General features: G+C 65.4%; 23 protein-coding genes. 11 read left to right on the top strand and 12 right to left on the bottom strand.

The features are described 5' to 3' along the window. Nucleotides 1–4 precede the first annotated feature (4 nt). Both FBY28_RS19505 and FBY28_RS19500 read right to left on the bottom strand, forming a co-directional pair. Nucleotides 5–1,312, bottom strand: coding sequence for an alpha/beta hydrolase (locus FBY28_RS19505; RefSeq protein ID WP_141868980.1), 1,308 nt, complete (start codon nucleotides 1,310–1,312; stop codon nucleotides 5–7). Between the two features lie 7 nt (nucleotides 1,313–1,319). Then, nucleotides 1,320–1,520, bottom strand: coding sequence for a hypothetical protein (locus tag FBY28_RS19500; RefSeq protein ID WP_160145511.1), 201 nt, complete (start codon nucleotides 1,518–1,520; stop codon nucleotides 1,320–1,322). A gap of 142 nt (nucleotides 1,521–1,662) precedes the next feature. Here FBY28_RS19500 and FBY28_RS19495 point away from each other — a divergent pair, with 142 nt between their 5' ends. Genes FBY28_RS19495 through FBY28_RS19485 form a run of 3 tightly spaced genes read left to right on the top strand, consistent with a single transcriptional unit; the run spans nucleotide 1,663 to nucleotide 5,317 of the window. After that, nucleotides 1,663–2,193, top strand: coding sequence for an MmpS family transport accessory protein (locus FBY28_RS19495; protein ID WP_216847829.1), 531 nt, complete (start codon nucleotides 1,663–1,665; stop codon nucleotides 2,191–2,193). Then, nucleotides 2,190–5,030 carry an MMPL/RND family transporter gene (locus FBY28_RS19490; protein WP_216847828.1) on the top strand — a complete coding sequence of 947 codons (2,841 nt, stop codon included), beginning with the start codon at nucleotides 2,190–2,192 and terminating at the stop codon, nucleotides 5,028–5,030. The genes FBY28_RS19495 and FBY28_RS19490 overlap by 4 nt, the downstream gene beginning before the upstream one ends. A gap of 17 nt (nucleotides 5,031–5,047) precedes the next feature. Then, entirely contained in the window at nucleotides 5,048–5,317 is a 270-nt protein-coding gene (locus tag FBY28_RS19485; RefSeq protein WP_019510149.1) for a metal-sensitive transcriptional regulator, read from the top strand. Here FBY28_RS19485 and FBY28_RS26440 read toward each other — a convergent pair. Continuing rightward, a complete protein-coding gene (locus FBY28_RS26440; RefSeq protein ID WP_353618557.1) occupies nucleotides 5,208–6,089 on the bottom strand; it encodes a YeeE/YedE thiosulfate transporter family protein in 882 nt (293 codons plus the stop codon). The genes FBY28_RS19485 and FBY28_RS26440 overlap by 110 nt on opposite strands. Between FBY28_RS26440 and FBY28_RS26480 the strand changes: the two genes are divergently transcribed. From FBY28_RS26480 to FBY28_RS19460, 5 genes are all read left to right on the top strand, one after another. Beyond that, entirely contained in the window at nucleotides 6,010–6,468 is a 459-nt protein-coding gene (locus FBY28_RS26480) for a DUF8730 family Cys-rich protein (protein ID WP_524912026.1), read from the top strand. The two genes, FBY28_RS26440 and FBY28_RS26480, sit on opposite strands and share 80 nt — an antisense overlap. A gap of 13 nt (nucleotides 6,469–6,481) precedes the next feature. Further along, nucleotides 6,482–6,841 carry a rhodanese-like domain-containing protein gene (locus FBY28_RS19475; protein ID WP_141868976.1) on the top strand — a complete coding sequence of 120 codons (360 nt, stop codon included), beginning with the start codon at nucleotides 6,482–6,484 and terminating at the stop codon, nucleotides 6,839–6,841. A 111-nt stretch (nucleotides 6,842–6,952) separates the two neighbouring features. Further along, nucleotides 6,953–8,332, top strand: a complete 1,380-nt coding sequence (locus FBY28_RS19470) for an MBL fold metallo-hydrolase (protein WP_141868975.1) — start codon at nucleotides 6,953–6,955, stop codon at nucleotides 8,330–8,332. A 21-nt stretch (nucleotides 8,333–8,353) separates the two neighbouring features. Continuing rightward, complete coding sequence (locus FBY28_RS19465; protein WP_141868974.1) at nucleotides 8,354–9,547, top strand: NAD(P)/FAD-dependent oxidoreductase; 1,194 nt, start codon at nucleotides 8,354–8,356, stop codon at nucleotides 9,545–9,547. A gap of 66 nt (nucleotides 9,548–9,613) precedes the next feature. Further along, nucleotides 9,614–10,396: a sulfite exporter TauE/SafE family protein gene (locus FBY28_RS19460; protein ID WP_141868973.1), complete on the top strand. Its 783-nt coding sequence runs from the start codon at nucleotides 9,614–9,616 to the stop codon at nucleotides 10,394–10,396. Between the two features lie 67 nt (nucleotides 10,397–10,463). Here FBY28_RS19460 and FBY28_RS19455 read toward each other — a convergent pair whose 3' ends face one another. From FBY28_RS19455 to FBY28_RS19445, 3 genes are read right to left on the bottom strand one after another with little or no spacing between them, the layout of a single operon-like run. Further along, nucleotides 10,464–11,228, bottom strand: a complete 765-nt coding sequence (locus tag FBY28_RS19455) for an acetoacetate decarboxylase family protein (RefSeq protein ID WP_141868972.1) — start codon at nucleotides 11,226–11,228, stop codon at nucleotides 10,464–10,466. After that, a complete protein-coding gene (locus FBY28_RS19450; RefSeq protein ID WP_141868971.1) occupies nucleotides 11,225–12,895 on the bottom strand; it encodes a 4Fe-4S binding protein in 1,671 nt (556 codons plus the stop codon). Before FBY28_RS19450 ends, FBY28_RS19455 begins: the two co-directional genes overlap by 4 nt. After that, nucleotides 12,895–15,060 carry a molybdopterin-containing oxidoreductase family protein gene (locus FBY28_RS19445; protein ID WP_216847827.1) on the bottom strand — a complete coding sequence of 722 codons (2,166 nt, stop codon included), beginning with the start codon at nucleotides 15,058–15,060 and terminating at the stop codon, nucleotides 12,895–12,897. Before FBY28_RS19445 ends, FBY28_RS19450 begins: the two co-directional genes overlap by 1 nt. Before the next feature lie 68 nt (nucleotides 15,061–15,128). Between FBY28_RS19445 and FBY28_RS19440 the strand changes: the two genes are divergently transcribed. After that, nucleotides 15,129–15,746 (top strand): TetR/AcrR family transcriptional regulator, encoded by a 618-nt coding sequence (locus FBY28_RS19440; protein ID WP_160145510.1) that lies wholly within the window; start codon nucleotides 15,129–15,131, stop codon nucleotides 15,744–15,746. 31 nt (nucleotides 15,747–15,777) lie between these two features. On the opposite strand, the gene FBY28_RS19435 is transcribed toward FBY28_RS19440, so the two are convergent. From FBY28_RS19435 to FBY28_RS19410, 6 genes are all read right to left on the bottom strand, one after another. Continuing rightward, nucleotides 15,778–16,302: a cytochrome b gene (locus FBY28_RS19435; protein WP_141868968.1), complete on the bottom strand. Its 525-nt coding sequence runs from the start codon at nucleotides 16,300–16,302 to the stop codon at nucleotides 15,778–15,780. After that, on the bottom strand, nucleotides 16,299–17,393 hold the full coding sequence (locus tag FBY28_RS19430; protein WP_141868967.1) for a catalase family peroxidase: 1,095 nt from the start codon (nucleotides 17,391–17,393) through the stop codon (nucleotides 16,299–16,301). Before FBY28_RS19430 ends, FBY28_RS19435 begins: the two co-directional genes overlap by 4 nt. Before the next feature lie 94 nt (nucleotides 17,394–17,487). Next, entirely contained in the window at nucleotides 17,488–18,747 is a 1,260-nt protein-coding gene (locus tag FBY28_RS19425; protein WP_141868966.1) for an MFS transporter, read from the bottom strand. Further along, nucleotides 18,744–19,520 carry an ABC transporter ATP-binding protein gene (locus FBY28_RS19420; protein WP_141868965.1) on the bottom strand — a complete coding sequence of 259 codons (777 nt, stop codon included), beginning with the start codon at nucleotides 19,518–19,520 and terminating at the stop codon, nucleotides 18,744–18,746. Before FBY28_RS19420 ends, FBY28_RS19425 begins: the two co-directional genes overlap by 4 nt. After that, the gene (locus tag FBY28_RS19415; RefSeq protein ID WP_141868964.1) at nucleotides 19,517–20,560 is read right to left on the bottom strand and encodes a FecCD family ABC transporter permease; all 1,044 of its coding nucleotides are present in this window, start codon (nucleotides 20,558–20,560) and stop codon (nucleotides 19,517–19,519) included. The genes FBY28_RS19420 and FBY28_RS19415 overlap by 4 nt, the downstream gene beginning before the upstream one ends. 11 nt (nucleotides 20,561–20,571) lie before the next feature. After that, nucleotides 20,572–21,618 carry an ABC transporter substrate-binding protein gene (locus FBY28_RS19410; protein ID WP_141868963.1) on the bottom strand — a complete coding sequence of 349 codons (1,047 nt, stop codon included), beginning with the start codon at nucleotides 21,616–21,618 and terminating at the stop codon, nucleotides 20,572–20,574. Between the two features lie 161 nt (nucleotides 21,619–21,779). On the opposite strand from FBY28_RS19410, the gene FBY28_RS19405 reads away from it, so the two are divergent. Both FBY28_RS19405 and FBY28_RS19400 read left to right on the top strand, forming a co-directional pair. Next, entirely contained in the window at nucleotides 21,780–22,559 is a 780-nt protein-coding gene (locus FBY28_RS19405; protein ID WP_286178270.1) for a MerR family transcriptional regulator, read from the top strand. A gap of 572 nt (nucleotides 22,560–23,131) precedes the next feature. Further along, a complete protein-coding gene (locus FBY28_RS19400) occupies nucleotides 23,132–23,746 on the top strand; it encodes a class I SAM-dependent DNA methyltransferase (RefSeq protein ID WP_141868962.1) in 615 nt (204 codons plus the stop codon). Nucleotides 23,747–23,765 lie beyond the last annotated feature (19 nt).

The raw sequence follows: 23,765 nt of genomic DNA, 5'->3' as shown, positions 1-23,765 counted from the left end.
GGCGCTAACCAGTGAGCCCGATACGGCGTGCGAGCCACGGCAGTTCGACCGACAGTCCAGCCGAGAACGCTCGCCAGTCATGAGCGCCCGGCACCTCGGTCAGGTGGCTGTCCATCCCCGCCGCTCTGGTCGCCTCGAGCACCTTGACGGCATCGGGCCTGTTGTCCCGATCTGAGCTGCCGATCACGATCGCACCCGCGCAGCCGGAGAAGCGGCTCTTTCGCAAAATGTCGGCTGGATTGACCTGTTCGAATCGACGCTCGTCACCTCCGAACGCCTCCATCACGGTCCGCGCCCGGTCACCGAGCGACGGTTCCGCGGCGCCGGCGATGTCGATGAATGTCGGATAGACCGTGGGATGGTTGGTGGCCAACTGAAGCGCACAGGTACCGCCATAGGACGCCCCCGCCACCGCCCACGCCGTCGGTCGGACATCGACTGTCAATCTGGCCTTGATCCACGCGGGCACGTCGATGGCCAGATACGTTGCGCTGTTCCCGCGGCGCGAATCGAGGCACAGCGGATCGGCCAGCTGGCTTCCCGTCGCGTCCGGGACCACCACCACAGGCGCCAGGCCGTCATGTGACCCAGCAAACGCGTCCATGATCTGGGGCAGCTTTCCGGCGCTGATCCAGTCCTGGGGACCTCCCGGTTGTCCCGCCATCAAGACCAGCACCGGCAGCCGTGGCGGAACGTCGGTGAAGTACGCCGGCGGCAGATAGATCCGGGCGGGCCGTGCGGCGAAGCCCGACACGGTCGCCGGTATCACCGCCGAGGTGATCTTGCCGCGCCGGCTGAGCCCTGCCGGACTCGCCCACATCTTGTCCAATGGACCGTGCGCGCTCACCGGCAGGGACTTCTGATGTCGATCAGGAAGCATGATGTCGTCGACACGGGTGATCCCGAATGCGTCCCGCACCGTCGGATACGCGGCGAACACCATATTGATCTGGTTGAGACACGCTGCCACGACCACCACCGCGGTCAGGACGGTGATGGCCGAGCGTCCCGGTGAGACACGCAAGATCATGACCGCGACGGCAAGGGACACCGCGAGGACGATGGCCCCCAACCAGACGTACACCGAGACCGGCAATCGGTCGGGAAAAATCGCCCACACGTCACGCACCAGGTAGACGCCGATCAGCGGCACCGCCACTGCCGTCGCCACACACACCACGGATGTCTTGACGATCACTCGTGGTGACTGCGCAGCGCGATACACCTGCGCCACGAGCCACATCCCCGCCGCTATCGCCATGACCGACAACGCCACCGGTGCCGGACCGCTCAGCAACGACCACTCGAGCATCGGTCGGCTACAGGGCACCAGGCGCCAGCAAGCCGTTCGCCCGCAGCAGATGAATGCCGATCACTATCGCCAGTGTGATGACCATCGAGGCGACCACCACCGCAATGGCAGCAGCGCGCGCACGTGCGTCCGACTGTGGGGATGATGTCGCCGGGTGCCTGGTTTTCTTCACGACGCCAGCCTTGTCGCCCACAACGCGCCCCGGCATCGGCCATCCGGCCATCTCCCTCCGCCGACTGGCTGAATCTCGTTCGTCGGTCGATACAGTCGGCCACCCGCTCCCTAACATTACCCTAGGGGGTATGGTATAAATCTGAAATCGGATCGCCATTCCCGATCTGTCCGTCCCGGTGCACCCGACCGTCCGCGCGCGGCCGAACGTGGCACAGCCAGGGCGCAACGCTTTTCGTCATCGCTTGTGCGCAAACCGCAGCAACGAAGGGAACATCGCTGTGAACATGCTCGTGAAGGCGTGGGTGCCGATCACGGTATCCATCGCCGTCGCCATCGGTGGTGTGGCCGTGGTACACCTGCGCGATGCGTTCGGGTCCGAGCCGATCTTCACCGCCACCGGACGGGGTGCCCAGCCGCTTGATCCCACCTTCGTCAAGCATGTGACCTACGACGTCTACGGCCCCGCCGGGACGGCGGGGAGCGTGAACTACCTCGATATGGGCGCCACGACGCACCAGGTCGATTTCACCTCTCTGCCATGGACATTGACGATCACAACGACCACACCCGCAGTACTGGCAAGCGTGGTTGCCCAGGGCGACGGTTCGAACATCAGCTGCCGGATAACCGTCAACGGTGTGGTGAAGGCCGAACAGTCGGCCGCCGGGCACGACGCACAGATCTCGTGTCTGGCGAAAGCCGCATGACCCACGACACGCAGACCCGGCCGGCCGCCATGCGGTTCATCCGCCGGTTCGCTGTCCCGATACTCATCGGCTGGTTCCTGTTGACCTTGGGAATCAATGTTCTGGTCCCGCAGATCGAGACCGTGGCCCGCGAGCACGCCGTCACCATGTCGCCCCACGACGCACCCGCGATGATCGCCACTCGCCACATCGGCGCGACCTTCGACGAGTTCAACTCCGACAGCATGGCAATGGTTGTGCTGGAAGGTGACACAGCGCTGGGCGACGAGGCGCGCACGTACTACCAGGACCTCGTGCGCGCCCTACGCGCCGACAGTGCACACGTTCAACACGTACAGGACGTCTGGGGAGACCCGCTGACGGCGGCCGGCGTGCAGAGCAGAGACGGTAAAGCCGCGTACGTACAGGTCAACCTGGCCGGCGACCAAGGTAGTACGGAAGGTATCCGGTCGGTCGAGGCGGTACGCACCATTCTTGAGCACTCGCCGCCACCGGCGGGACTCAAGGTCTATCTGACCGGCTCAGCGGCGCTAACCGCAGATATGAACGAGGCAGCCGACCAAAGCATGCTGCTCATGATGGGCGTCACCGGCGTGGTCATCATGATCATGCTGCTCATCACCTACCGGTCGGTCGTCACGATGCTGCTCGTGCTGGTCATGGTCGGGTTCGAAATGGGCACGGCAAGAGGGGTCGTCGCACTGCTGGGTGATATGGGCGTACTCGGCTTCTCGACGTTCGTGGTCGCGATGCTGTCTTCTCTTGCGATCGCGGCCGGTACCGATTACGCGATCTTCCTGATCGGCCGCTACCAGGAGGCACGCCGGTCCGGCGAGGACCGAGAGTCGGCCTACTACACCATGTTCCGCGGCACGGCGCACATCATCGTGGGTTCGGGACTCACCATCGCCGGCGCAACCCTGTGCCTGCACTTCGCGCGTCTGTCGTATTTCAAGGCACTGGGCATACCCTCGGCGATCGGGCTGGTGGTGGTGGTCGCCGGAGCACTGACAGCCGCGCCGGCGGTCGTGGTCGTCGCCAGTCGCTTCGGACTTTTGGACCCCACGCGCGAGCCGAACGTCCGACGGTGGCGGCGCATCGGCACCGTCACCGTGCGTTGGCCTGGCGCCGTGTTCGCCGCGACGCTCGCCATCGCGCTTCTCGGCATCGCGTTCGTGCCGACGATGGAGGTCAACTACAACGACCGTTTCTACATATCCAAGGACCTCCCGTCCAACGTGGGTTATGCGGCCGCCGAGCGTCATTTCAGCGCGGCCACGATGAACCCGGACATCCTGATGGTCGAGACCGACCACGATATGCGTAACAGCGCCGACATGCTCGTACTGGACAAGATCGCCAAGGAAGTCTTCCGAACGCCCGGGATTGCGATGGTGCAGAGCATCACCCGCCCTTTGGGTGGGCCCATGGATCACAGTTCGATACCGTTCCAGATCAGCGCCCAGTCAGTCCCGATCCAACAAAACCTGCAGTTCATGAAGGATCGCACCGCCGATATGCTCACCATGAGCGATGACCTCGGCGCCATGATCACGTCGATGAAAAAATTGGAGGCCGCACTCTCTCGGATGGGTGGAGCCACCGATCGAATGGTCGGCGACATGACCACAGCCAAGGCCACACTCGACGAGGTACGCGATCATCTGGCCAATTTCGACGACGTGGTCCGACCGTTGCGCAATTACTTCTACTGGGAGCCGCATTGCTTTGACATTCCGGCGTGCTCGGGTGTCCGATCGATCTTCGACGCCATCGACGGCGTGGACAAGTTCAGCGACGATATGCGTGTCCTGGTGGACGACACGCGTGATGTCAGTGCCGTGGTCCCCGACATGCTCGCCCAGTTCCGGCCGATGATCACGATCGCCGAATCGATGCGCAGCACCTTGTTGACCATGCACAGCAGTTTCTCCGGACTGGTCACTCAGATGACGCAGATGACCGACACGGCCAGCGCCATGGGCCAGGCCTTCGATGCCGCCAAGGGCGGCGACTACTTCTACCTCCCCCCGGAGGCGTTCCAGAACCCGGACTTCCAGCGCGGACTTGAGTTGTTCCTCTCACCGGACGGTAAGGCCGCGCGATTCATCATCACCCACGAAAAGGATCCGGCGACCCCCGCCGGTATTGCAGCCGTGACGCCAGAACTCGAAGCCGCCCACGAAGCCGTCAAGGGCACAAGTCTCACCGAAGCGACGTTCTACCTGACCGGCACCGCGGCCATCTACCGCGACATCCAGTCCGGGGCGCATTACGACCTGTTGATCGTCGGCGTCGCAGCACTGACATTGATCTTCATCGTGATGTTGTTGATCACCCGAGCATTGGTCGCCTCGCTGGTGATCGTCGGCACGGTGTTGCTGTCCCTCGGCGCCGCCTTCGGGCTGACGGTGCTGATATGGCAGTACGGGTTCGGACTCGAACTCAACTGGATCGCCCCGGTGTTCGGTCTGATCATCCTGTTGGCCGTCGGGTCGGATTACAACCTGTTGCTCGTGTCACGGTTCCAGGAAGAAATCGGCGCCGGGCTGCGCACCGGAATCATCCGGTCGATGGGTGAGACGGGCAGCGTGGTCACCGCCGCGGGGTTGGTGTTCGCCTTCACCATGATGTCCATGGTGGCCAGCGATCTCAGTTCGATCGGTCAGGCGGGCAGCACGATCGGCATCGGACTGCTCTTCGACACACTCATCGTGCGTTCGCTCATGACACCGTCCATCGCGGCACTGCTCGGACGATGGTTCTGGTGGCCGATGAGGGTCCACAACCGAGCGACACATACCCACACGGGTATAGTGACAACCACCACAGGATAGGCGGGAAGGCGTTGAGCATGATCGACGATCAGCAGAGCATCGAGGCGATCCTCGCACGGCTGAAACGCGCACAAGGGCAGCTCGGCGGTGTCATCAACATGATCGAACAGGGCCGAGACTGCAAAGCCGTTGTCACACAGCTCGCCGCGGTATCGCGGGCGCTGGACAGAGCGGGTTTCAAGATCGTGGCCACCGGTATGCGCGAATGCATCGTCGCAGACAAGGAGGGCGGCACCGCGCCCATGTCGGAAGCCGAACTGGAGAAGCTGTTCCTGGCGCTGGCCTGAGCAGTCTCAGCCGTCGACCCGCCAACTTGCGTCGCGATAGACCAAGCGCGCCGTGAGCACCGCCGCAACCGCCAGCGACGCGGTGAAAAGCCAAGCACCGACGGAGCGCGAGTCGGATTCTGCGCGCGGCCGGCTCACGCGCGCCTTCGTTCAGGTAGCGGGTGGTATCCAGCGCCATCTGCCGGTCGTAGGCATCGGGGTCAGCTCCCCGGATACTCCGGAGGCAGCAATGTCGGCTCGCGCGATACCGCGGAAGAAAGTACAACGCACCCAGCGCCGCCGCGGCGTAGACCAGCGCGATGGCCACCATGCGGGCCGGTGGCACATCATGGATGTTCCCGCCGGCCACCAGGTCTCCGAAGTTCGCCTCGGAGACGATCCATCGGCCGAAGCCGGTATCCGCCAGGGCGGTCCACGCCGAGGCGCCCAACAGCCCGCCGGGAATCGCCAGTAGGGCATCTCGGCGACCTTCTCCGATCGCCATCAGCGCAGTGCCCGGCAGGTAGCCGCTGAGCGCCAGACCGACTCCGAACAAGATCCCACCCAGCACCACACCGTAGATGTAGGTCGGCTTGGGCGAGAAGTGCATGGCAAGTCCGGAAGCGTGCAGGCCGTACAGCAGAACCGAACCCAGCGCGGTGACCAGCAGGAAGCAGGCCGGCAGGAGCCGGTCGATCAGTCGTGCAGCCCTGATGATCGTCTCGGGATTGCCGATGCCCCACAGCGAGGCGATGGCGCCGAACCCGACCCCCAGCGGGAGACCGACCCACATCGGGGCAGTGATCGCGTTCATGACCTCGCCTGCGCTTCGTCATCGCACCTCATCGCTGGTACCCCCTCGCTCACGGCCGACCTTCTGGCCTAAATATACCGTAGGGGGTATGGTAAAAAGCGAGCGGACAATCGGCAGTTCGAGTTCACCGATCCACCGGGCCGTGCCGCCGGTCGATGCTCGTTTCTCACCACCGAAAGGAATTACCGTGTGTCGCTCTGTCAAATGCCGCAACTGCGGCAAGACCACCTGGGCCGGCTGCGGAGCGCATGTTGACGCCGTGCGCCGCACCGTACGACCCGACGACTGGTGCGAGGGCCACACCTCGCCACCCCCGCCCCGAAGCAGGTGGAACCCGTTCCGCCGCAACCCTAACTGAGGGAGAAGACCTGATGACAGGTTCCGTCGCACCCCAGATCGACGTCGCCGATGCCGAAGCGCTGGTGAACCAGGGGCGGGCGCTGGTGAACCAGGGGCGGGCACTCTTACTCGACGTCCGCGACGACTTCGAATGGGTCGCCGGTCACGCACCCGCAGCCACCCATTGCGCACTGGCAGAACTCACTCCCGAGCGCTACCGCGGATCGACCGTCGTGGTCATGTGCCGATCCGGAGGCCGATCACAGAAGGCCGCCGACGCACTGTGTACAGCAGGAATCACTGCGGTGAACCTGACCGGAGGCATATCCGCCTGGCAGGCGACCGGACGTGCCGTCGTCCGCGACGACGGGTCCGCCGGGACCGTCGCATAGCGCACACCGCCGCCGGAATACAGACGCCCAGACCGCCGTTCCTATACCCATAGGGGTATAAAAGAGATCGCGCACAGGGCGCTCACACCCGGCTACAGAAGGAGCCAGATCATGATCTTCGAGCAGTACTATCTCGAATGCCTTTCGCACGCCTCGTATCTCATCGGCGATCAGACCACCGGCCGGGCGGTCGTGGTTGATCCGCAGCGCGATGTCTCGGCCTATGTCGAAGACGCCAACCGCCTCGGTCTGACGATCGAGATGGTGATCGAGACGCACTTTCACGCAGACTTCCTCTCCGGGCATCTAGAGCTCGCCGAGGCCACAGGCGCGCAGATCGTCTACTCATCCGTCGCACAAACCGAGTTCGAGTCGGTGGGCGTGGCCGACGGAGAGCGGCTGGCACTCGGCCAGGTGATTCTGGAGTTCCGCCACACACCGGGCCACACACCGGAGTCGATGAGCATCGTCGTGTTCGAGAATGCCGCGGAGACAGAGCCATTCGGCGTGCTGACCGGCGACACGCTGTTCATCGGTGATGTCGGCCGGCCGGATCTGCTGGCTTCGATCGGACACACCCGCGAAGAACTCGCCAGCGCGCTCTATGACTCCCTGCACGACAAGCTCATGACGTTGCCGGACCAGACGCGAGTGTTCCCCGCGCATGGCGCCGGCTCGGCATGCGGTAAGAACCTCTCCACCGAACTGTCATCGACGATCGGTGAGCAGAAAGCGACGAACTACGCACTCCGGGCACCGGACAAAGCCACCTTCATGGCACTGGTCACCGAGGGCCAGGCGCCCGCGCCGGGCTACTTCGCCTATGACGCGATACTCAACCGGAAGAACCGGGCCCTGCTCGACGAGGACGAGATGCCCGCGGCGTTGTCCTTTGACCAGGTGCAGTCGGCGCTGGCCGCCGGGGCGGTCCTCGTCGACGCGCGTAGTGCGGAGGATTTCGCGCTCGGGCATCTGCGCGGCGCGATCAACATCGGTCTCGCCGGCCGCTATGCCGAGTATGGCGGATCGGTGTTGCCCCACGACGCCGATATCGTTCTGATGACCGACCCCGGACAGGAGCGCGAAGGCAAGAACCGGTTGGCGCGTATCGGGTTCGACCGCGTGATCGGATATCTCGCTGATCCCGAAGAGGCCATGTTCACCCATGCCGAGGAGGTTCGGACAGCATCCCGATTGACCGCTGCGGCGTTCGACGAGCGCATCACGTCGATCCCGGACCTGCAAGTGGTCGATGTCCGCAAACCGACCGAAGTGGCAGATGGGGCAGTCGCCCAGGCGCTCAACATTCCCGTCGGCGATCTGCCGGGAAGGCTCGACGAGCTGGATCCGCAACGACCGACCGTCGTGTACTGCGCCGGCGGCTATCGCTCGTCGGCCGCGGCCAGCCTGCTGCGCAGGGAGGGCTTCACCGACGTCAGCGACATCCTCGGCGGCTACGGCGCCTGGGCCGAGTCGCATCAGCACGCCTGATCACCGAGGGGGTTCACATCCATGTCGAATGTCACCACGCATCGTGTCCTCATCATCGGAGGGGGAACGGCAGGCATCACGGTCGCGGCGCGGTTACACCGCCGGGGGTATAGCGATGTCGCACTGATCGAACCGTCCGACACCCACTACTACCAACCCCTGTGGACCCTGGTCGGTGGCGGACAAGCGCGCGCCGCGAGCACGCAAAGACCGATGCACTCGGTCATTCCACCATCCACCACGTGGATCAAACAGAGCGTGCGCACCTTCGATCCCGACAACAACTCCGTGACATGCGCCGACGGGTCCGTCCACGGATACGATGCGCTCGTCGTCTGCCCCGGTATCCAGCTGGATTGGAGCAAAACCGACGGTCTGTCCCGTGCCATCGGACACGATGGGGTTTCCTCCAACTACCGCTACGATCTGGCTCCCCGCACCTGGCAGATGATTCGGGGACTCCGATCCGGCACCGCGGTGTTCACGGTGCCGAGCGGACCCATCAAATGTGCCGGTGCCCCTCAGAAGATCGCCTACCTGGCCAGCGACTATTGGCGCAAGCAGGGGGTTCTCGATGACATCGACGTCCATCTGATCATGCCCACACCGCGACCGTTCGGGATCACGTCCATCGCCGACAGCCTGGACAAGGTCATCGACGATTACGGGATTTCGCTTCATGTGAACTCCGAGATGACAGCTGTCGACCCGTCGGCTCGTACCGTGCAGATCGCCGGTGAAAGCGGCACCACGACAATGTCTTATGACTTCCTGCACGCTGTCCCCCAGCAGTCGGCGCCGGATTTCATCAAGGCGAGCCCGCTGTCTGTCAAGGACGCCAACGGATACGTCGCCGTCGACAAACACACCATGCAGCATGTGCGCTACCCGAACGTGTTCGCACTCGGTGACGTGGCGTCGACGCCGAACTCCAAGACGGGCGCGGCAATCCGAAAGCAGGCACCCGTGGTCGTGCACAACATCGACGCGGTGTTGAACGGGCGGGCCGCGACGGCCAACTACGGCGGGTATTCGTCATGCCCCATCGTCACGTCGTCAAAGTCCATGCTGCTGGCGGAATTCGACTACGACCTCACGCTCAGACCGAGCTTTCCGCTGCTCGACCCGAGCGTGCCGCACCGGCCCTATTGGTACGTCAAGAAGCACGGGTTACCACTGATGTATTGGAACTTGATGTTGAAGGGGCTGGCGTAGAGCCCGGCCCCGGCCCGAAGGATTCGCGATGATCATTCCGCTCACACAACCCCTGGTCTCGGCGCCGTGAGTACCGTCGCACTGGCGCTGGCGCTGGGTGCGGTCATCGGCGTGCTGCTCGGCCTGCTCGGCGGCGGTGGTTCGATCCTGGCCGTGCCGGCGTTGGTCTATGTGCTGGGACTCAGCTTCGCGCAGGCGATCCCGCTGTCCCTCATCGTGGTCGGGTTGGCATCGGCGGTCGGCGCGCTGCCGAAGATCCGGCACCGTCAGGTGCAATGGAGATTGGTGGCTATCTTCACCCTGACCGGTATGCCTGCGACGGTTGTGGGAACCACGATCGGCAAGCACCTCCCCCAGAACGTATTGACCGTCGGATTCGCCCTCATCATGGTGATTGCCGGCGTGCGCATGCTGCGGGGTGGAGACAGCACGGGAACGGCGTGCCAGCTCACCGACGGCCGCATCGATTGGCGGCGCTGCGCCGGACGCTCCATCCCGGTCGGCGTCCTCGTCGGGCTGCTCACCGGCGCGTTCGGCGTCGGAGGTGGGTTCCTCATCATCCCGGCCCTGGTCCTGCTACTCGGTGTCGAGATGCCCACCGCCATCGGCACATCGCTGCTGATAATCACCGCAAATTCGGCCGCCGGAGTCGTGTCCCATCTCGGGACACCGATCGACTGGTCCATCGCCGCCGCATTCGCCGCCACGGCCATCCTCGGGTCCCTTCTCGCCGGGCATTGGGGGGTCCGACTGGATACGCAACGTCTCAACCGCTGGTTCGCCGTTCTGATTTTCGGCGTCGCTGCCTATCTCATCGTCGACACATGCCTGACCGCTCTCCCAGCGTGACCGGCCTCGACCGTGGGAGCGCTGCACATCCGGGCGTGGAGCGGGCGTGATTCGGGGTCCTGCCGCATCACAGCGGGTAGGTCTCGGTGGGTGCGGTCAGCCGCATATCGGCACGGCGAATGAGCATCGCACCGAGGGTCTGGACGACCGGGAATCGGTGCAGGGGCGTGAATTCTGAGGCACCGCTGAAGTGCACGCTGCCCTGGCCGGCCCACACCTCACCAGACAGCGCCGTCATCGTGGACGGCACGAGCTCGGTGATCGACGGTGCCTGGCCCGGGATCGGTGACGGGATCACGCGCAGGTTCATCGTCACGTTATCGCCCGCGGCGGTCAGGACCTGGCTGTCGAGCCGTTGGGTGGGAACGAACTGGGCTACGGCCAGGTCGAGGCCGGCGGGACGCTCCAACCTGGCGGTGATCAGACCGTCCAGCGTGGTGGTGTGGGTGGAGAAGGTGATGTCGGCCAGCATCTTCGGCCAACCCAGCCATTCCCGCCCGGCGATCATCGCCGGCTCGTTGGTGACATAGATGTGCGGGACGTAGCCCACGGACTGACCACCATGACTGCAGGCGATGCTCTGCACCACCTCACGGTAGGAGCCCGCGCCGCTGATCCCGTAGTTCAGAAACGACAGCGTGACCACCGGCTGGTCATCGAGTTCCAACGCATCGGGGATGATCGATGCGGCACTGTCCGCGTCGGTCAGGTAGGTGATGGACAGCATGTCCACATCACCGAAGTCGATGGTGGGTGTGATCTGGTAGGCCGGTGCGTGCACGGGAACGACGGGGGCGAAGCGATCCTTGGTGAGCAGTCCTCGGCGCGTCATGAGTTTCTCCTGGGTTTATCGACCGGTTGTTCGTGGTATCTGATTTCCTCTTCCAGATAAGCGATTTCGACCATCTCTCTGCGGCGAACCGACTTACGCCGTGGCCGCCCGGATACGCGTCCCGCGCGGCGCTCATGCTCGTCGATGCGCTGCCAACCACCCCGATCGACATGGGCGATCGAGCTGCCGTCGAGCGTGTCGACAAAGGACTGAGGCAGATCACGGGGCGTCGGCAGCAGGCCTTGTCGATGATCGTCGAGCAGCGCGGCGACGGTCTCGGCGGCGCACAGCTTGTTGGTGCCGATGACTCCGCTCGGACCCCGCTTGGCCCACCCTGTCACGTAGCGGCCGGTGAGGACCTGGCCCGCGGAGTCGAGGACGCGGCCACCCTGGTTGGGAATGCGTTGGGCGCCGTTGTCGAAGGCGAGCCCGTCGATCGGCCGGGCATCGAATCCGATACAGGACACCACGATGCCGGCGGCGAGCGATGACTCACCCTGTGCGGCGGACACGATGGTGACGGTCTCGACTCGGTCTGAGCCCGACACGGCGTGCAGTGATGCCGAGAACCTGAGGTGGATTCGCCTGTCGTGCCGGGGGCGACGGGTGGCGAGCTCGCGCAACAGCGCGAGCTTCTGCTCGCCGGCGAACGCAGCCGGGTGTGGTCGATCGGGCGGCGTGACGACGTCGACGAGATCGGTGGGGTCGACGATGATATCGACTCCGTCGAGGTGGGTCAGTGCCAGCAGTTGACTGAAGCTGAAGGCGGCGTGTTCCGGGCCGCGGCGGCCCAGAATGACGACCTCGCGAACTGCACCGTCAGCCAGACCATCCCGGGCGTGGTCGGCGATATCGGTATGCCCCATCCGGCCGCCGAGCAGGAGGACACGTGCGACGTCGAGCGCGACATTGCCGTTGCCGACGAGCACAGCCGTCGGATGGGTGGCAGCCACGATGGTGTCGGCGTGGTCGGGATGACCGTTGTACCAACCGACGACCTCGGCCGCGGTGAAGTTGCCGGGCAGATGCTCGCCCGGCACACCCAGTTGCCTGCCGACGGGAGCTCCCGCGGCGTAGAGGACCGCGTGATGATGCGCGAGTAGGTCATCGAGGCTGATAGCCGTGCCCACCTCGACATTGAAGTGGCACTTCAGGCGAGGGTGCGCGGCGGTGGCGGCGAAGGTCGTCGTGATCTGTTTGGTGTCCTGGTGATCGGGCGCAATCCCGGCTCGTGCCAGACCATAGGGCGTGGGCAACCTGTCGATCAGAGTGACGGTGACCTCTGGGCCCGCATCGAGCAGTTCTGCGGCGGCGTAGAAGCCGCTCGGACCGGCGCCCACCACCGCGACGGCAAGCGCTGCGCTGGTTGGCACGGGTGTCGCCGGCGGTACAGCCGGTGCTGCCGGATGCTCGGCCTTGCCGAAGTAGTCGGCGTTGATGGCGGCATAGGCGGCCTCAGCGGGCGGAAGTTCGTCGTCGGCGAAGATCGCATCGACAGGGCAGACGTCGGCGCACGCGCCGCAGTCGATGCATCGTTGCGGATCGATGTAGAGCATCTCGGCATGCCCGAAATCGGGGTCGTTGGGCGTGGGGTGGATGCAGTTGACCGGACAGACGGCCGCACACAGCGCGTCACTGCAGCACGACCGGGTGATCACGAAGGCCATCAGGTCACCGACTCGACCGCGGCGACAGACACCGGGATACCGTTGAAGAATGCGTTGCCCGAGGGCCGGTCGATGTGGTCGGCGCCGTTGGGCGTCAACAGGTTGTAACTGCTTCCACCGGCAGCCTTGGCGGTCTTCCACAGTCCGTCGTGTCCCCAACCGTGGGTCATCCCGACCGCGCCGACCGCGACGTCGTCACTGACCCGCGCCGGCACCCGCACCTGCCCCCAGGGCGAGGTCACCACGATGTCGTCGTGGTCGTGCACACCGGCAGTGCTCGCATCTTCGGGATGGATGACCGCGTGGCAACGACGCCTGCCGACCATCAGCTCGGGCACATTGTGCAGCCACGAGTTGTGCGACCGGAGCTCGCGGATGCTGAACAGCCGCAGCGGAAATCCCGGTACCTCACCGGCGTCGGCGACCATCCGGTCGACCTCGGCGGCGAGCTCCGGAATATCCAGATGGATGCGGTGATCGCGGGTGTGCAACTTGCGCTCCAACACCCCGACCGGGCAGGCGTCGGCGAGTTTGACCGCACCCTGGTGGGCGAGCAATGTGGCCTTGTTGAGTCCGGAGCGACGTAGGCCGAACAGGTCACCGTGGCGACCGGTACGCAGCACCCAGTCCGTGATTGTCGACGGTGAAGGACGGAATCCCACCCGCCCCAGCACTCTCGCGACGGGAGCCACCGACGGTACGATGCCGATGCGCCGTGCGATCTGGTCGAGAATCCACCAATCGTCGCGGGACTGTCCTCGCGGCGGCAGAATCGGCTTCACCCATTGGGCATTGGGCACGGTGGACTGCGCCTGGGTGAACACCGGGAGTTGCTCGCGTTCCAGCCACAGCGTCGGCGGCAGGATCCAGTGCGCCAGCCGCGAGGTCTCGGTGACGTAGGGGTCCAGCGACACCATCAGATCCAACTGCGCCAATGCACCGGCGGTGGTGGAGCTTTCGGGTGCGCTGGTGACCATATTGCTCGACATCGCGATAAGTGCCCGCAGTTGGCCGCGCCCCGGCGTGGTGATCTCGCGCGGCAGACAGGCCAACGGCGAGGTGCCCATCACCTCGGGCACGCCGTCCACGCGCGTCGTCCAACGCCCCCTCCCCGCGATCCCGAACCGTGCGCCGAGGGTTTCGAAATCCACCATCGGATCACCCAGGACCATGCCGCCGCGCCGGTCGAAGTTCCCGGTGACGATGGCCAGCGCGTCGAGCAGGTACTTGACCAGTGTGGAGTACTGCCCCAACGACGCACCGCAGCGGCCGTACACGCTGGCGGCCGGAGCGGCAGCAAGCGCCCGCGCCAGCTCGGTGATGGCCTCGACGTCGATACCGGTCTCCGCGGCGGCCCGAGCCAGGTCGATCTTGCCGGCAAGGCGAAGCAGACCCTCGATGCCGGTTGTCTGCCGCGCCAGTGCAACCGCATCATGGCGATTCTCGTCGAAGATCACTCGCAGCATCGCCAACAGCAGCCACGCGTCCGCACCGGGTTTGATCGCCACATGTTCGAAGAGGCGGGCCGTCTCGGTGCGGCGTGGGTCCACCACCACGACACGACCACCTCGCCGGGGAATGTCGCGCAGCACCTCGCGGATGCGGCCCGTGGTGACCAGACTGCCGTGGGATACGACGGGGTTGGCGCCGACGATCAGCGCGAAATCGCTTGCCGCGAAATCGGGTAGCGGGTTGACGGTCGAGTTGCCGTACATCATGTCGGCGGCGGCCCAGTAGTTGTTCACGTCGATCGATGCCGACGTGTAGTGATGCTTGGTCTTCAACGCCGCGGCCAGGCCGTTCATGACGACGGTGGCCGAGTAGTTCCAGGCGATCGGGTTACCCCACGCGACACCGATCGCCTCGGTGCCGTGCCGGTCACGGATCGTGCGCAGCCGCGTGCCGATATCGTCGAACGCCTCATCCCAACTGGCGGCCTCGAACTCGCCGGCGGGGGTGCGGCGCAACGGTACGGTCACCCGGTCCGGGTCATCGACCACCTTGCCGAACTGCACACCCTTGGAACAGGCGAAACCTCGCGATGAGGGGTGGTCGGGGTCGGGCCGCAGTTCGACGAGCCGACCGTCGGCCACCGTCGCGACCAATCCGCACGATGCCTCACAGATGCCGCAGAACGTCTTCTCCTGCGTCACATCCGACGTCATTGTCATTTCTTATTCGTACACTATGTTCGATTAAGCGCGCAAGGAATCGTGGCTTAGAGTTTTCACCCATGGCGCCGACCCGACGTGCGGCTGCTCCGCGGCAGCGTCGCACCACCAGCGAACAGCAGATCCTCGATGCCACGGCCGCCCTGCTGCGCGCGGGCCAGCGCCTGCCCGATATCGCGGTGAACGACATCATCGACGCGGCCGGCGTATCACGATCCACGTTCTACCAATACTTTTCGAGCAAGACCGAGCTGGCATTCCGACTGGCCACCCCCGCGATGACCGCGGCCCGCGCCGCCGCCGACCGATGGTGGGGCGAACCCACCTGGGGCGGCCCCGAGGACATGGTGGACATCGTGCGCACATTGATGGCGCAGGGCCGCGAACACCGCGTCGCCTGGCTTGCGGTGTTCGACATTGCCGACCGGGATCCGGACGCCGCCGCCGGAATCGAGACCCTTGTGCGCGAATACGTCTCCCAGATGGCCGCACGGATCTCGGCCGAACAGCGGGTGGGCAACATTTCCGATGCGCTCGACCCCACACAGCTGGGGCGGCTCATGTTGGTCACCACCCGCGCATCCATCCTGGATCAGCTGGCCCACGGTGACCCCGCCCGCGACGAGGCCTTCTCCGCCACGCTGGGTCACCTGCTCTGGCTTGCCGTCCGGCCCGGGTAGACACGCGCGCCGATCACCCGACCGGGGCGTCCTAGAACGTCATTCGCTTCAGCATCCCGTCGCGCAGCGTCAGCGTGTGCAACAGCACCGCGCTGACATGCGTGGCGATCAACACGACCAGTGTATAGGCGAGCACGGAATGAGTCTGTCGCAGAATCGAATACAGATCGGCGTCGAATGGCGCGATCCTCGGCAGACGCAAGCTGCCGAACAGCACGACCGGGCGACCGGATGCCGACACCATCGCCCAACCGACGAGCGGTTGGCAGACGAGCACCACATACATCGCGATCTCCGAACCGAACACCAGCACCCGTTCCGCCGGAGGCACCGTGTTCGGCAGTGCCGGCGCCCGGTGGGTGAACCGGTTCGCGATTCGCGCCACGACGATCACCAGGATCACCGCACCCAGCGTCATGTGCACGGCCAGCAACGCCGCGTACGGGCCGAGCAGGACGGTCATGGTGAAACCGATCAACAGGGTGCCGAACACGAGAACCGCTGTCACCCAGTGCAGAACCCGGGTACGCAACCGGTGCCGCACGAAAGCGCTCACGGTCGGTCCGCCGTGACGACGACGGCCGGGGTCGAATACGCCTCACCGGCACGGGCGCGGTACGAGGCGGCGTACACCGCCGATCGTGCACTCAGCAGAGGATCACCGGATGGTTCGATACCGTCGGGCAGCACCAACGGATCGAAGTTCACATCGCGGGCGTTGCCCGGCGCCTCGGTCGATGCGCCGGTGAGCGTGACCGTGCCTGCCTCAATGGACCGGCGTTCGGCAGGCCAGGGCAGGGTGGCATCGTCGGTCGGGTCGCCGGGCTCACCGACGGTCAACAGCAGCCGCCAGCTCAGGGGCCCCGATCGGAGCTGTCGCGCGGCCGCATCGAACAGTCCATTGTCCCCGCGCCCGGGCGGCAGCGCGGATTGGTCGGGATGTAGTGACCAACGCACCGGCATGCGCTCCCCCACGGCATCGACGAACATGAAGGCGTTCAGGCTGGAGAAGATGCTGTCGGCGAAGCCCGTCGTCGGCGGGTGCTGCTTGTTGACCGCGGTGGCCGCCACGGTCTCGGGATGTGCCGCGTAGAACCGCTTCATGGCCTCGGGATCGGGTTTGCCGGTGTCGGGCTGAGGTTTCGACGCGAGAAGCCGGTCGTAGAAGCCCTGCGGCGAGTTGTCCGGGAACACCGCGGTGTTCAGCATCGCGGTACGCCACTGCTCACCCCCGGGAAACCCGAAGGCGAGGCCCAGGCCGCGGGCGGCACCCGGGGTGTCGGCACCGAACGGATTACCGCCGGCGAGGGAAAACCTGCCGACGACCGGGGTACGCCCGGCCGTGAACACTTCCGCTGTGGACAATTCCGTGCCGCGACCGTTGCTGTCGAAATATCCGGTCAGTGCGAGGCCCTTGGCATGGTTGCGGCGGAATCCGGGGTGCCTGCCGTACACGGTGGTGAAACCGTCGATGAACGACTGCCGGGTGAGCGAGGCGCCCCACCCGATCCAGCCCTTGGCCGCGGCGATGCTGCCGAGATCGACCGCGGCGAAGACGCCGACGGCGCCGAGCCCGGCCAACAGCGATCGTCGGGTGACCGGATTGTCACGCCAACGAAAGAGCGGGTCGTGCGCGTTGCTCCCCATCGCAGAATTTTCGCAACTTCATCAGCCCGTGTCACTGCCGCTGACTGTCACGGCACTTACCGGCTAGCACTACCGATTGCCGGACCGCGCACAATCAGGGCGCCGATGGACGACCGGTTATCCGCTGCACCAGGGTGGCGGCCACTGCCAGCACCAGCGCCGTTGCCAGCCATGGTGCTGCCCGGCCCGCGCCGGTGTCGGGCACCGCGTCCACGACCGCGCCCAGCGCCGCCGAGGCGGGCAACACCAGGATTCCGCCGATGGATGCGTACATCCCGTAGTAGGACCCCAGATGCTGTTCCCTTGCCAAACCAGGGATCGCGGCACGAGCGGCGGGAGAAATGATCATCTGCCCCAGTGCCATCAACAGCACGAAGGCAGCGGTCCCGGCCAGCACGGCGGGGCGCCCACCGACCGCTGCCGCGGCGGCCGCCGACAAGGTCCCGACCGCGGTCAGGAGCAAGCCGGCACGAAGCGCGCGACCAACCGGACGGCGGCTCGTCCATGCCGCCACCCGCAGCTGTGCGACGACCACGACGACCGAGGACAACGCCAGCAGAGCACCCAGTGGTTGCTGGTCGCCCCACCCGCGGTCGAGTTCGAGTGGCAAGAGCAGGTAGAGCTGGTTATAAGCGACCAGTTGCACGGCCAACACGGTGGCGAACCAGAGGAACGCGCGGTTTCGGATGATGCTGGCGAAACCGTGCAGGACGGCCCGATCTGTCGGTGATGGGCGTTCGTCGGGCAGCCAGCGCAGATGCGCCAGACCGATCACGACGAACACCACCGCGCCGGTCACCGCGACGGTCGCGAAATTCACGTCGAGGAGCAGTGCGCCGATGAGCGGACCGGTGAACGCGCCGATCTGCCCAAACACGTTGAACAGCGCGAACGCATCCAACCGGGACGTCGACACGCGGTCGGGATCGTCGGGTGAGGCCGAGGCGCGCGCCAGCGCCGCCTCCACCGCCGGTGAGAACAGGGCTGCGGCAAAACCGGTGAGAACCGCACCGATCGCGGCACCGGTCAGTGATGTGCTCAGACCCAGCGTGAGCAGGCCGGCCACCCGGATCGCGCAACCGGTCAGCGTGGCCGGTTTGGTGCCGATGCGATCGGCGATCGCGCCACCGATGAAGAACATGCCCTGCTGGGAAGCGGTCCGCAATCCGAGCACCACCCCCACCACGGCGGTGGCCTGTCCGAGATCGGAGCTCAGGTGCACCGACAGATAGGGCAACACCATGAAGAATCCGACGTTGAAGGCGAGCTGGGTCAGAACGAGCAACCGGACCGCCGGGCTCGCTCGGATGAACTCCCGGATCAAACCCGGTCGCCGTGCGCCGGCGTCGGTCATTCCGATACGCCGTGGTCATTCGGCAAGAACTGAATGTTCAATCCCGTCGGGGTCTGGATGACATGGGCACGGACTCGATACACCTCGCCGATGAGGTCGGCGGTCAATACTTCTCGCGGGGTGCCCGCGGCGACGACACGACCGTTCTGCAGCACCATGAGGTGGTCACAGAACATCGCCGCGAGGTTGAGGTCGTGGATCGCGACGATGGAGGTGACCGGCAACCGGGCGATCAGGGACATCAACTCGAGCTGATGGTGGATGTCGAGATGGTTGGTCGGTTCGTCGAGGAGCAGTTCGCGTGGTTCCTGGGCCAGGGCCCGGGCGATCTGCACACGTTGCTTCTCACCGCCGGAGAGTTTGTGCCACAGCCGATCCGCCATCTCGGCAAGACCCGTCTGCGCCAATGCGGCGGCGACGGCCGCATCATCGACCGCCCGGTCGGCACCGAAGGTGCCCCGATGCGGCAGCCTGCCCAGCCGGACGATCGCACCGATCGTCAGGTCGACATCGGTGTCGACCTGCTGTGCCACCACCGCAACCCGGCGGGCGACCGTGCGACGACGCAGGCCCGCGATGTCCTGTCCGTCGAGTTCGACCACACCGGAGGTGGGCGTGACATATCCGGAGAGCAACCGCAGCAGCGATGACTTACCCGAACCGTTGGGCCCGAGTAATCCCACCGTGTGTCCCTGCTCCGGGCGCACACTGACCCCGTCCACGACGAGGGTGCCGCCGCGGTCCCAGCTCACCCGATCTGCGTGCAGCGTCATGCTCTGCCCTTTCTGGAGAACATGATCGCGACGAACGCGGGAACACCGATCAGTGCCGTACCGACGCCCAGCGGAAGCGGTGTGGGGTGGAATGCCAACCGTGACAGGGCATCCACCCATACCAGGAAGATCGCCCCCAGCAATGCGCTGACCGGGACCAGACGTGTGTGTCCCGGTCCGACCAGAAACCGGGCCGCGTGCGGAAGGACCAGTCCGACGAATCCGACCGCACCGGCGACGCTGACCAGTGCGGCGGTGACCACCGCCGTCAGCACCAGAAGACCGCCGCGCACCTGCGTCACCGAGATCCCCAGCGATGCGGCGACCTCGTCACCGAAGCTGAACGCGTCCAGCGCTCTGGCCGCGGCCCAGCAGCAGGCGAGGCCCACCACGGTGACCGCTGCGGTCAACCAGGCATCGTCCCAGCGGACACCCTCAAGGGATCCGAGCAGCCAGAAGAGCACTCCCCGGGTCTCGTCGGAGTCGGCAAAGGCGAAGATCACGAATGACGTGAGGGCGGAGAACAATTGCGTCATCGCGATGCCGGCCAGGATGACCCGGTCGGTACTGCCGCCGGCGAGTTGGGCCAGCAGCAGCACGGTACCGAACGACACCAGTGCCCCGACGAAAGCGCCACCCGAGAGGCCGAGCACCGAACCGCCGAGGCCGAGGATCCCGATCACGACGGCGCCGGTGGACGCTCCCGAAGAGATACCGAGCAGGAAGGGGTCGGCGAGCGGATTACGCAGTAACGACTGCAGGATCACGCCGCAGATGGCCAGCCCGGCGCCGACGGCGGCGGCGACCACCGTGCGAGGCACCCGGTCTTGCCAGACGATCGCGTCCTTGTAGGCCATGACGTCGATATCGGTGAACCGAAGGTGGTTGCCAAGGATGTCGCGAACATTGACAAGGCTGATCCCCTCCCCGCCAAGAGAGATGGCGGCCAGCATGGAGAACAGCAGCACTCCCCCGCCGAGGGTGAGCAGTGCGGCGGTCGCCACGCCGGGTCGACGATCGACAACGGTACGAAAGTTCATGGTGCGGAGGGCTACTGCGGGTTCGCCGCGAGCCAGTCGGCCAGCTTCTCGATGCCGTCGACGATGCGGATCGAGGGATTCATCTCGGCGCCGTGCAACGCGACGTACTGCTCACCGGCGACGGCCGGGAGAACGGCGGTGACCGGATCCGTGGCGAGGAACTGTTTCTTGTCCTCCAGGCGGTCGCCGGGGAAGCGATTGCGGGCGAGGTCGCCGAGAACGAGTACCTGGGGGTTGCGCTCCACCAACGATGTCCACGTCAGTGGGCTCCAGTCATCCTTGATGTCCCGGAACGGATTCTGCGCGCCGACGGTCTGCGCGATCAGGTTCGTCGCCCCCATGCCGCCACCGATATAGGGGGTCTTGGTGTCGGCGAACCAGAACGCGATCGTCCGGTCCGAGTCAGCCGCCTTGGCGGTGGCACCGGCAACCCGCTGTTTGAGCTCGTTGACCAACCGCTCACCGCGACTGGGCACGTCGAAGACGGCGGCCAGCTCGGTGATCTCCTGGTAGAGCGAGTCCATCGTCAGGGGTGTCGAGCGCTTGCCTCCGCCGTTGATCGATACCCCTGCTTCACAATCGGTAGGCGAAAGGTAGGTATCGATGTCGGTCTCGGCGAACCGGTCACGGGTTGCGACACCGCCCTGCTCCTTGAGGTGGCGCCCGAACGATGCGGTGACGAAATCCGGATTGGTGCCCATGACGGCCTCATAGGTGGGGGCGTTGTCGGCCAGCCGGGTGACTCCGGCATTCGCCTCCGCGAGGTCCTCGCGCACCGGGTCGGTCCACGAGGCCGTGCCCACGAGGCGATCGGCCAACCCGAGCGAAAGGAGCAATTCCGTCGACCCCTGGTCCAGCGACACCACCCGGGACGGTACGGCGTCGAACGTTTGCGTCATCCCGCAGTTCTCGATGGTCAGCGGGTAGGTGGTCCGTCCCTCACCGGATGCGTCGACGGACGTCTTCTCCACCGTCTCCGATGCGCCACACGCGATGGCCGCGCCTGCGGTCAGCAGCGCGACCACGAAGAAACTGAGCGCGCGGGTGTACAACGACACGGATATCCCCTGTCTCGACTCGACTCGGACCGCCCCGCCGGCCCTTATGAACGAAGGCTTACCTTACCGGTCGGCCCGATTGCTCCGCGCCGTGCGTTGCGCGACACAGGTGGCCCGGAACACTTGACCCTGACGCGACGTGAGGCGCCAAGCTCGTGGGCGTGACGCAGGAGGTGCAGATGGACGAACTCACCGTTGGTGAGGTCGCGCAGCGGTTCGGTATCACGGTCCGCACGCTTCACCACTATGACCGGATCGGGTTGTTGACCCCGGCCCGGCGCACGGCCTCGGGATACCGGGTCTATGTTCCGGGTGACCTGACCCGCTTGTCCCAGGTCATCGTCTACCGCCGGCTCGGACTGTCCTTGGACGAGATCGCTCGACTGTTGGCCGAGGGCAACGAGGTCAGCCACCTGAAACGGCAGCGCGAGCGCGTCATGTCCCGACTCGACGAGATGCGGGACCTCATCACGGCAATCGATCACGCATTGGAGAAAGCGATGACGAATACCCCCATGACCGACGAGGACATGCGTGAACTGTTCGGCGATGGCTTCGACGACTACCAGGCCGAGGCCGAGCAGAAGTGGGGACAGACCCCGCAGTGGCAGGAATCGCAGCGCCGCGCCAAGACCTACGGCAAGGCCGAATGGATTCAGATCAAGGCAGAAGGAACCGCCGTCGAGAAAGCACTGGCCGATGCCTTCCGCGCGGGCCTGGCCGCCGACTCGAACGAAGCGATGGATGCCGCCGAGCAGCACCGGCTCCACGTGAATCGCTGGTTCTACGACTGCCCGCCGGCCTTCCACCGCAATCTCGGCGATCAGTACGTCAGTGACCCGAATTACGTTGCAACATACGATGATACGTTCGGTTTACCGGGCCTGGCAGCGTATTGTCGCGACGCCATCCACGCGAACGCAGACCGTGCCGGGGACTGAGCACATCTGCGCGCACGATCGGAAACCCAGTTTGGCTGCTCTACCATTTCCCGAGCGCTGGGCTCCTTCGGAACGGCCCAGGCCGGAAGGCCCCCGAGCCGCCCTTGATAGCGGGAACTGCGCGCTGCGATTCCCGCACCACCCCGCCAACCGGGACCACAGGCTTTCCCGATCCAGCCACGCGAATCTTTGACGTCCCCCCGTTGACGATTCCGGGCTTCGCGGTGCGGACACCGTCCTTGGCCACCGGACCCGCGACAGGAGTGGCCGCATCCGGCTTTACATCGTCTGCATGGGCCACTCCGGCAGTCGACGCCAACAACCCGCACGCAACGGCGACGGTGGCCAGCAGTCGACTGCCCCGTGTCCGAACCCGCGCCGTGTCGATGCTGGTGAAGTGGCCGCCTCTGGACGCATGACGCATCGTGCGTGCGGTAATGGATGGTTTCTCGAACCGTGTTGTCACCACCTGATCGTCGCCTCGTCGGTGCCACATCCGCGATCCGCCATCTGGCGGTTTTCGCCAGCCGATCAGCCGGAGCTCCACGTTCGACCTGGCCATACTGGGCAGTGTGGTTGACGAGCATCCCGACGCCGATCAGGTGATCACGTTGTACGACCGTCACGCCAAGGCGTGGGCGCGTGACCGGGGTGACCGGCTGATCGAACGCGCGTGGCTGGACCGATTCGTGGCGTGCTTACCCGATCAGTGTCGCACCGTCCTGGACGTGGGCTGCGGGACAGCAGTGCCGATCGGCCAGTACCTGATCAATCAGGGATGCCGGCTTCACGGGGTCGACTCTTCCGGTGAAATGATCACGATGACCAGGACGCGCTTCCCGGACCATCGATGGGATGTCGCCGACATGCGCTCGCTGGCGCTCAATGGCCGATACGGTGGGATCATCGCATGGGACAGCCTCTTTCATCTTTCACCACACCATCAACGGAGCATGTTCCCGATCATTGCGCGACACGCGGCATCTGGCGCCGCGCTCATGTTCAACACCGGCCCATCAGCCGGCGAACAGATCGGCAACTACCGAGGCGAACCGCTCTACCACGCCAGCCTCGACCCGGCTGAATACCGCACTCTGCTCGCCGACAACGGCTTCGCGGTCATCGCTCACGCTGCCGAAGACCCGACCTGCGGGCGGCGCACCATCTGGCTCGCACGGACCACCTAGTCCCGCAGGGAGTGGCGGG

This window comes from Arthrobacter sp. SLBN-53 (genome assembly GCF_006715585.1).
GTDB lineage: Bacteria > Actinomycetota > Actinomycetes > Mycobacteriales > Mycobacteriaceae > Mycobacterium > Mycobacterium neoaurum_A.
The sequence above is the reverse complement of the archived record's forward strand: the minus strand, read 5'-3'. Positions and strand labels throughout refer to the sequence as shown.